6 protein-coding genes are annotated in these 7,355 nt (G+C 45.4%); 3 read left to right on the forward strand and 3 right to left on the reverse strand.

All coding sequences use genetic code 11. The features are described from left to right. Positions 1 to 40: 40 nt before the first annotated feature. Positions 41 to 1,417 carry an HAD family hydrolase gene (locus NX720_RS11285; RefSeq protein ID WP_262601212.1) on the forward strand — a complete coding sequence of 459 codons (1,377 nt, stop codon included), beginning with the start codon at positions 41 to 43 and terminating at the stop codon, positions 1,415 to 1,417. 389 nt (positions 1,418 to 1,806) lie between these two features. Here the strand turns inward: NX720_RS11285 and NX720_RS11290 are convergent, their stop codons facing one another. Beyond that, complete coding sequence (locus NX720_RS11290; protein ID WP_262601213.1) at positions 1,807 to 3,474, reverse strand: hypothetical protein; 1,668 nt, start codon at positions 3,472 to 3,474, stop codon at positions 1,807 to 1,809. 208 nt (positions 3,475 to 3,682) lie between these two features. Next, entirely contained in the window at positions 3,683 to 4,717 is a 1,035-nt protein-coding gene (epmB, locus tag NX720_RS11295; protein WP_262601214.1) for an EF-P beta-lysylation protein EpmB, read from the reverse strand. 30 nt (positions 4,718 to 4,747) lie between these two features. Here epmB and efp point away from each other — a divergent pair, with 30 nt between their 5' ends. Then, complete coding sequence (gene efp, locus NX720_RS11300) at positions 4,748 to 5,317, forward strand: elongation factor P (RefSeq protein WP_262601215.1); 570 nt, start codon at positions 4,748 to 4,750, stop codon at positions 5,315 to 5,317. Positions 5,318 to 5,395: 78 nt separating this feature from the next. On the opposite strand, the gene NX720_RS11305 is transcribed toward efp, so the two are convergent. Then, positions 5,396 to 5,980, reverse strand: a complete 585-nt coding sequence (locus NX720_RS11305) for a hypothetical protein (protein ID WP_262601216.1) — start codon at positions 5,978 to 5,980, stop codon at positions 5,396 to 5,398. Positions 5,981 to 6,063: 83 nt separating this feature from the next. Here NX720_RS11305 and epmA point away from each other — a divergent pair, with 83 nt between their 5' ends. Further along, the gene (epmA, locus tag NX720_RS11310; RefSeq protein ID WP_262601217.1) at positions 6,064 to 7,068 is read left to right on the forward strand and encodes an EF-P lysine aminoacylase EpmA; all 1,005 of its coding nucleotides are present in this window, start codon (positions 6,064 to 6,066) and stop codon (positions 7,066 to 7,068) included. Positions 7,069 to 7,355 lie beyond the last annotated feature (287 nt).

The following is a 7,355-nucleotide window of genomic DNA, read 5'->3' on the forward strand; positions in this document are numbered from 1 at the left end:
GTCCCTACTTCATATGCATTTCATACTTGGAGAGGGACTGGTGGTAACAATACAGCTGCCAAGAGTTAAAGTGGAACTCTATTTATGGTGTCAGGTGCTTTTCTCAAGTTTGTTGTTAATCGTTAGCACTGATGTGTTTTCTTCAGGCCAGCTTATCATGCGAACCTCTGTTTGGAATGAGAACATTAATGCAGTTTCACAAAGTTTTTGTAATCAGAAAATAAAAAACGCAGGTTGTAATATCTCTAAAGTTGATGGTCTGGGTGGCAGACTTTTATCAAGTTCAAACTCCCGGAATACCTGGAAAGGTTTTGCGGTTAACCTGTTTACATCGGTTTACAATCAAATTTATTTATTTTTTATGACAATGGGAAAAAATGATAAAGAGAGGAAAAGAATAGAAAACCTTTACAATTTAAAGCTGCAATTAGAAGAACTTAGAAAAATCATGACTGAGAACCCCGAATGGGTATTAATTCTTGTGTGGGATATTGATGGAACCATTTATTATCATTCCAGTGAAGATGATGAAGACTTGAGTGCTGAGCTGACCACCGTATTTCAGGAGCTAAGAGAGAGTGAGCAGCTGCTACTTATTTATAATACGGGTCGCGACAAATCTTTTAATGATTTCTCATTTAAAAGATGGTCTAAGCCCATCCCCAAGCCAGATATAATCATTGCTGATGAAGGTTCCTATTACTTATTTAATAAGTTTGCAAACAACCCGCTTTTCAATGGCGATAAACTTGTATTTGATAATTCTGAAAATGATAAATATTTTTATATGGAACATCATGAGCTGTTAAGTATCAATGGTTGTGAAGTTGCCTTTTCACCCCATTCATTAAAAAATGAATGTCAGCCTTCCGAAAATGCAAGTGATGAAGAAAGTGATACAAGTGATACAAATATAAAAAAGGTTGTCAGGATAATGAAAAGCATTACACAATCAGAATCAAAGTATGACTATTGGCATCAAAGATATGAAAGGTATGAAGACAATACAAGTATCATTTTTTTGTATCATAGGCATTATAATAAGGGTGCCTCTTTTTCCAGATTAATGAACTGGCTGTCAAATGAACATTCTTCATTTAAAGGAAAAATAAAAATTATCAGCTCTGCCGGAGACTCTCTGCACGACATGGCAATGATGCACCCTGATATGCACTTTTCTTTTGATGAGTCCTATCAAGAAACAGAATTAACCCCCAGACTTCCTCCAAATACGATATTTGCGGGTGCTGTTCTATCCAAAGGCGGAGAATTGCAAAAAAAACGATTCAAGCCTTTGTTTGAAGGTCTTGAAACCGTGAACTCTAAAATGGAAAGCATTCTTGGAATTGTAGAGGGCACTGTTACCCTGTTATTGAAACAGATACCTGTGATTGGGTCTGGATCATGGTTTTGGTGAGATTTTTCTTATTAAGATGGATAAACAACACATATCTATTTTTTTTGCGGAAATAATTCCGATATATCTTTCACCGAAAGGGTCTGCCATTGTGGGCAACCGGTAAAACGCCAGTTCTGAATGATATTATTTTGATCCGTTGTAAAAGACTGTCGGCAGGTATTCAGAAGATAAGCAGAGCCCCAGTTTGAAATCCAGCTATATATACTTCTGCCATCGGTAAGCTTCAGACTGGAGCTGGGAGCTCCCCAGTTTACGACAACTTCTTCTATATGATGTCCCCGCCATGAGTCCATCACTTTTTCAGTGGTACTACAGCCAGCACTGAACAACGCTAATACAAAACCAGTCAGTTTGATGAAAGGGTACAGCCTGAACACTCTTGCACCTTATAGTGAACTATCCAGAAATCGAAACTGATACTGACTATAGCTCGGTGTTGATTCTATGCACTCCTGTAACTGACCTTTTCTGATCTTTCCACCTTCCAGAAGAATAAACTTCATCCCGGCTGTAAAGGGTATGCGTGGTGTGATCAGGGTTGCCTGTTTATTCAGGGCAGGCATGGCGGGCTGAAGGAAAGCTCTTTGATAGTGGCTGGCATCCCGGGTTTTCTTGAGCGGCGTTATCGCACAGGGTCTGGTATTGGCACTGAGCAACTGCGCACCAAGCATAATATTATTGTCGTCTATAGAGTGTACCCAGCGAGCGCTCGCCAGTATCCAGTTGGTTTGCGCTCCTTCCTGTACGGCAATTAGCTCGCCCGGAACCAGAGTTATTTCCGAATTAGCCCTCATCTGTAAACAGTAGCCGCCAGCACTGGTGTTAAGCACTTTTCCAGAAAAGCAGGGGTAGAGTGGAGATCCGGTGGTAGTCGCTTGAAAATCCAGAGAGGCCTTATCTTCGGATACCCCTGTTTTCTGGTCAACATCATGTGCATCTTCCCAGATATCACTTTTATCTGGAATAAAACCGCTTTTTCCGGCCTTATGAGAGTCTGAATGCTTTTTGACCAGATCATCAAATACCTGTTTGTCTGATAAATAATAATGAGAGGCACTACTGCCGTAAGCAAATGAACAGCTTTCAGACCCTTCCTGGCGAATATGCTGCCTTTGTATTGCTGCGCCCCAGGCAGAAGCCAGATGCAGAATCAGTTTTTTTGACAAAGTAGCCGGTTTTTTTTCGTCAATAGAGCTGACCATTTTTTTCAGGTGAGCACTGAGAACCCGGGTGTCCATACCTTTTAGCCCAGGGTGTTCATTGCTGGTTTCGGTTAATGTGTGGTAAAGGCCTTCATCGGATAGTGTATTTACCATAAACCAGCAGTTCTGATCCGGCTGGTCCAGAAGTTTGCCATGGGGTGCCCATAAGCAAAGGGCTTTATTGACCTGACGAATCTCTGCCTGGTGTAACTGGTTAGAACGGCAATGGCTTAACAGAAGCATTCGTTTATATTGATCAATGATCGTCAGCTCTCGGGCACTGGCCGTCAGTGGGTCATCAAGGCTACATTGCTGCATGTCATTTTCCTCAGCAATGTAAACCAGCTTGTGGGTATCCAGCCATACGGTTTCGGGCATGCCCCGGTAATGCTCCTGCATAAGCAGAAGAAGGCTGTGGCTTTCAGCTATTGCCCGGTGCAGTGGCGCTGCCAGCAGGGCACTGTAGTCACTGTTTTTGATATAAATGTCGACAACAGACTTGTAGCAGCCGAACAGTAGCAAATGCAGTTGCTGACATTTCCCTAACAAAGACAGCTGTTGTTCGCTGTGGATAATGCCTTCAGTCAGCTCGTTACGATTTATCTGGTGTGTAATGAAATAAACAACAGGTCTAACCAGTTCAATCAGTCCGAACAACTCTTTTGACGTCGTATTAAGTTTTGCCAGTTCCTTGAGGGCAAAACCCAGTTTTTTGGCACAATCGGGCAGGTTCGTTCTCGGCAATGCCTGAAGCCATTGATTTAATGATTGTGCATCCGCACTACAAAAAGTCAGCGTCTTAAGGTTGCGTTCAGGTACCTGCAGCTGAGTCCTTTCAATCTGCGTGTCCATGGGAAAGTCCTGATTTTGTCGACTTAAAAACCTTCAGGTATTTATTCATCATAAACAGCCGTGAACAGAGCAGGCAATTTTCGTCACCTTTGGTGATAAAAATTGCCTTTCCCTATAAAAAGCCTATAAAAAGTCATTGAATGAACGATTTTGTAAGCCCTGAATATTCTTTTCGATAGTCAGCCTTTGCTTAAGCTGAAACCGTTAATCAATTCAAAGGAATAATCGTCTTGCTGGTCTTTCCGGCTATCTCCTGAACCAGTCTGGGAACAAGGTAGCCAGAACAGCGCTCCATCATGCCCCTGACCAGGTCTTGAGCCGACTCTCTGGAAACATCAAAATGCGCAGCCCCCTGCACTTTATCGAGCAGGTGCAGGTAGTAGGGCATAGCGCCTGCATCAAACAGGGCTTCGCTCAGTTCAACCAGTGCAACGACGGTATCGTTAACACCTTTCAGGAGAACCGTCTGGTTCAGAACCGTAATATCCGCTTGTTTCAGACGGGCAATGGCCGTTTTGACGTTGCCGTTGATCTCATTAGCGTGGTTGCAGTGCAGCACAATGACGGTTTTCAATCGAGTCGAGCCGAGCCAGCTTAGCATGTCATCGGTAACACGGTCGGGCAGAACAATGGGCAGTCGGGTGTGGATTCGCAGCACTTTAACATGAGGAATATCCGCCAATGCTTCAGCCAGCTGCCGTAAACGTCGGTCACTGGCTGCAAGAGGATCGCCTCCAGACAGGATTACTTCCCGGATAGAACGGTTGTTCTTTATATAATTCAGGGCTTCTTCAAGATGACGGCCGCTTAGCTGATTGTCCTGATACGGAAAGTGCCGCCGAAAACAAAACCGGCAATTGACAGCACAGGCACCACTGGTGATCAGCAGTAAACGCCCGTGGTATTTATGGATCACCCCTTCGGTTGGATTTTTATCCTGTTCGCCCAGGGGGTCGATCCCAAAGCCAGCCACCTCCTGAAGTTCCTGCTCCAGAGGCAAAACCTGTTTTAACAGAGGGTCATTCGGGTTGCCGTACTCCATACGTGCTATATATGAACGGGGAATCCGCATGGCGAACGTTTTACTGGCATTGACCGCCGCAGGTAAAAGAGACGGGCTCAGACCCAGAAGTTCCAGCAACTTTTCTGGTTGAGTCACACAGTTTGCCAACTGCATTTGCCAGCTGTCAGAGGCAGTCTGTTGGTTGCAAGTATGCACACCGGGTGCGGAACGGGTTATCATAGAGGTTTTTGTATTCACTGGTAGCGACTGATGGCTAGTTATAGTACCAACGAGTTTCGTTCAGGACTTAAAGTAATGCTCGAAGGTGACCCATGCGTCATGATCGAGAACGAGTTTGTTAAACCCGGTAAAGGCCAGGCCTTTAACCGCGTTAAGTTCCGTAACCTGATGAGTAACCGGGTTTGGGAGCGTACCTTCAAGTCTGGCGAAAGCATCGAAGCAGCTGACGTAATGGACTATGACATGGAGTACCTGTACACCGACGGTGAATTCTGGCACTTCATGATGACGGATGGTTCTTACGAGCAGCACGCTGCCAGCAAAGCTGCGGTGGGTGACACCATCGACTGGCTGAAGGAACAGGAAGTATACAGCGTAACTCTGTATAACGGTGCTCCACTGTCTGTGACGGCTCCTAACTTTGTCGAGCTGGAGGTGGTAGAAACCGATCCGGGTCTGAAAGGGGACACCGCCCAGGGCGGTTCCAAGCCAGCCAAGCTGTCCACGGGGGCTACCGTTAAAGTACCGCTGTTCATCGTTGAAGGCGAAAAGCTGAAGATCGACACCCGTACCGGTGAGTACGTGGGTCGTGTGAAGTAAGTATCGCTTCGTTATATAAAAAGGGGAAGCAATAGACGGCTTCCCCTTTTTTGTTGTTTAAACCCGATGCCAGGCGTTTTAACGATTTTGCCTGATCAGCTGAACATCATTCTTACCGTTAAGACTACCATTCAGGGTGATTGATCCAGACAGTTGACCATTGCTATGAGTCAGCTGCATGCTTCCTGTCAGCCCTTTGGGAGTGGCTATCGCCTTTTTAGATTCAGGACCAAAACAGACTTTTATCTGATTTCCCTGGCACATGACAGGTCTTCCGTGTTTCTTCCCATGCCCTCCGGGACGACGATGCTTACCATGACCACCCCGGTGGTGATGCCCGTGGGCATCTGGCCCACCTGAAGCATGAGTCATACCTCTTCTGTGATGACGGGGACCACGCTTGGGGCGTTTAGAGGTAATAATAAAGTCACTGTTTCCAGCTTTATCTTTAATAAGTATCCTTGCAGACGCATCCTGAACAAAGGCCAGCATCGTATAATTGGAGGCGGTTGAGAGTGTGCCGCTTAACACATAGACGCCGTCGGGAATAGAACATGCGGCAGGTGGCTGAGGGTTATTGGGTTTAGAGTAAGGGCAGGCAATGGCTAATGTGGGTATCAGGCTCATTGCCAGAATGGCTGGGATTTTCTTAAACAACATCATATTCACTTCCTTGTTACAATCAATTGCTTTTTAAGTATAGAAATGAATCCTATGAATGATTCTAAAACAGGAGTAATAAGCCGATGATCGGCGATGCTATTTCTAAGAACTGCTGGCAACCTTCCGCTTCGTTAGTGACGCTGCGCAGAAGAGCAGAGCTGCTTAAAGGTATACGGCAGTACTTTGACGATCATTCAGTTCTGGAAGTTGAAACTCCAATGCTTTCAGGCGCTGCAACCGTCGATGTGTTTATTGATAGCTTTCAGGTTCAGTACAAACCTTTAGGAGAGGGGTACGAAAAGGATTGCTATCTGCATACGTCTCCAGAGTTTGCGATGAAAAGACTGTTGGCTGCCGGCAGTGGCGATATCTACTCTCTTGGCCGGGTTTTTCGTAACGGTGAAGCAGGTGGTAGGCACAATCCTGAATTCACCATGCTTGAGTATTATCGGGTTGGGATGGATCAACAGACCCTAATGGACGATATGACAGCCTTACTCGGTTCTGTCTCTGCCTTTGTGGAAGTTAGCCGGGTCAGTTACAGCGACATATTCAGCCAGTATCTTGGAATAAACCCTCATACAGCAACGTCAAGCGATCTGACTGAGCTTGTTCATTACCATGTAGATGCTCAGCTAAACGATCTGGATCGGAATGACTGCCTCGACCTGTTGTTCTCTACCGTTATCGAACCCAACCTTGGGAAAAGCTCTCCGGAAACACTGGCTGGTGTTTACGTTTATGACTACCCTGCCAGCATGTCGGCACTGGCTCGAACCCATAAAGATAAAGAAGGGTATAAAGTAGCAGCCCGGTTTGAGTTGTTTATTAATGGTGTAGAGCTGGCCAACGGTTATCATGAACTTACCGATGCCATGGAACAGAAAGCCCGCTTTATTAATGAGCTGGAAAAGCGGCAGACTCAGGGATACCCTGTTTACCCTTACGATCAGAACCTGATTGCGGCTTTGGAGCATGGATTACCAGATTGCGCCGGGGTTGCTATTGGCATAGATCGACTCTTGATGCTTATGCTTGGGAAGAAAGCGATTGCAGAGGTCGTCTCATTCGATTTCCGTCGAGCCTGAAAGTATAAAGCGTCCTTCCTATATAGATGTAGAACCTGTTTTTCAGGGCGCTTGCCTTCAGTACGACTTTCACTGCGATAGGCGTGATTAATTTCAATTACTGCTTGCCATAGATCAATTTCTGCGTATACTACGCCTCCACTGATCGGGACATCACTTCCAAAGCCGCTTCTAACGAAGCCCATCTGAAGTTTCAGTCACGAATCCAGATTGATCTGCTACTTACTTTTTTTAGAACGAGTTAAGTGGTTGACATCAAAAACGGATTCGCTAGAATGCACCGCCGC

It is taken from the genome of Endozoicomonas euniceicola (assembly GCF_025562755.1).
GTDB lineage: Bacteria > Pseudomonadota > Gammaproteobacteria > Pseudomonadales > Endozoicomonadaceae > Endozoicomonas_A > Endozoicomonas_A euniceicola.